General features: G+C 66.2%; 2 protein-coding genes and 1 pseudogene. All 3 read right to left on the reverse strand.

The window, feature by feature from the left end:
* On the reverse strand, window positions 1–143 hold a 143-nt coding region (locus WBF82_RS06800; protein WP_424382306.1), incomplete at its 3' end, for a 30S ribosomal protein S6.
* Window positions 144–334: 191 nt separating this feature from the next.
* Complete coding sequence (locus WBF82_RS06805; RefSeq protein ID WP_424382305.1) at window positions 335–1,984, reverse strand: glycosyltransferase family 87 protein; 1,650 nt, start codon at window positions 1,982–1,984, stop codon at window positions 335–337.
* A pseudogene (locus tag WBF82_RS06810) lies at window positions 1,981–2,349 on the reverse strand (penicillin-binding protein); the annotation flags it as partial. The pseudogene WBF82_RS06810 and the gene WBF82_RS06805, both read right to left, overlap by 4 nt.

The following is a 2,349-nucleotide window of genomic DNA, read 5'->3' on the forward strand; positions in this document are numbered from 1 at the left end:
AGCCGGCGCTTGCCCCAGATGTCGACCTTGTCCACTGTGCCGCCGTCTTTGCGGATGACGTTGAGAAAGGTCTCCAACGACGGGGCAACGGTGCGCTCGTCGAGGGTGGGGTCAAGGATGACCATGATTTCGTATGGACGCATGGGAACCTCATCACCTCCGATGGTCGTCTACGGCCACGGTCTTGTCCGTGGCAGGAGGGTCGCCTGCGTCGGCAACCGCCTCAGGCTACCTGACGGTGGCTGAGCTGACGAAATCGCGGCACCCAGCTTCGAGTGTGCGTTTACGGCCTCGAGTGTGTGCTCAGGGCGAGGATTTCTCGATTTTTCCGCCGTCAGCGCACGCTCGACGCCGTGGTTGCACGCTCGTCCGCAGTGCTCGCCTGCGCCGAGTGCCGGAGCCGTGCGGGACGCAGCTGGCCAGGCAGCCAGCTGGGCGGCGCGTCGGGCGCCCTGTCGAACACCCCGCCCGCGGGATCGTCGACCCGTCCGCCCCAGCGCACCAGATCCTCCTCGGGCCGGTAGATCTGACGGACCACCAGCGCACACAGGGCCAGCACCGCGATGTCACGCAGCAGCACTGTGGCGGCGAACCACTGCTCGGGCAACCCGCGGTTGGGCACGTTGTAGAGGTAGTACATCCGCGGCACCCACACCAACGCGTCAATCATCATCCACGCCAACAGGATTCGGCGATGCGGCAATGCCAGCACCGCCAATGGCACCAGCCACAGTGAGAACTGCGGACTCCACACCTTGTTGGTCAACAGAAAGGCCGCCACCACCAGGAACGCCAGCTGGGCCACGCGCGGCCGCTGACGAGCAGTCAGCGCGACATAAGCGATTGCCGCACAACATAATACGAACAGCGCCAAGACAACTTCGTTGAGCGTTGTAGGTGGCTGCCAGAAACCCAGCTTCGGATCGAACCCGGGCCAGCCGGTGAACGATTTGACGACGCTGAACAGCGAATCCATGTCGTCGCCGCGGCGGGCGTTGAGCCGGAAGAACTCCGACCAACCTCGCGGGAAGAGCACCATCACCGGCAGGTTGACGACCAGCCAGGTCGCCACCGTCGCCGCCGCGGTGCGGGCCAGCTCACCGAGTCGCCCGGTCCGCATCCCCAGCACCAGCAGCGGCCCCAACAACAACGCCGGATACAGCTTGGCCGCGACGCCCAGCCCGAGCAGCACGCCGGCCAGTATCGGTCGCCGACGCGCCCACGCCAGCAGACCGCCGATCGCCAAACCCGTTGCCAGCGCATCGAAATTTGTGAACATCTGAAAGATCACCAGTGGCGACGCGCCGACCAGTGCCGCATCCCACACCCGCCGGCCGGCCAGCCTCGCGGTGGCCCACAACGTCGTCAGCCAAGCTAACGCGAGCCCGAGTGCGGCCACATCAAAAAAGACCACCACCTCGGCGATGACCGGCAATCCGGTAACTTTGCTCAACGCGGTATAGGTCTTGGCCAACGCCATCGACACGTACTGGTACACCCCGGTAAGCACCGGATACTCCATGTAGCGCACCGCAGGCTGGCCGTCGTACCGGATCTGTTGCTTGCCGTCGGCGTCCTTTTCCACCCAGCTGGACTTGTACGGAAACTTGCCCTGGCTCAACAACTCTGCGCCGTATAGCGGCACGGTGTCGGAGTAGCACAGCTCGTAATAGGCGCGTTGGTTCTGCCAATTGGCGACCCGCGCGTCGCCGGGCCCGGTACCGGTGCTCTGCAAACACGGCGCTTTCGTCGACCAACCGAGCGCTAAAAACACCAGCGCGATCAAAAACATCACCCGCAACGGCGTGAGGAACGCGGTGCGCCCGATCACCGCATGTCGGCCCACCGGGCCGCCGACGACGTTTGACAGCGCCACACCCAGAAAGTCGGTGCGGCTGGGGCAATCGCGGTCGTCGGCGGAGCGCAAGTCCGCGGCCAACGGGCGCGGCGAAATCGTAGGGCTAGAAGTCCGGCCGCCGATCACGGCGGCGGCGACGGCACAGGCACGGGTCCGCCCGGCGACACCGGTCCGGGTGGCGGGCCCACCGGGACCGTGGTGGGCGGCCCGACCGGGATCGTGATGCCCGGTGCCACCTCGATCGTTGGCTGGATGACGGTCATCTGCGGCGGCGGAGGCGGAGGCGGCGGCGCGGCCGGCGCACCGGCAAACCCACCGATCTCGCCTGGCTTGGGGAAGGACTCGGTCGTGGTGCCCTTCAAGGCACCGTCCATCGTCGACTTCCAAATGTCCGACGGCAGACCCGAACCGTAGACCTGACCTCCCCCCTTGCTGACCAGTGGCTTGTCGCCGCTGACGGTGCCCACCCACACCGCCGTCGACAGCGACGG

This window comes from Mycobacterium sp., assembly GCF_049673265.1.
Classification (GTDB): Bacteria; Actinomycetota; Actinomycetes; order Mycobacteriales; family Mycobacteriaceae; genus Mycobacterium.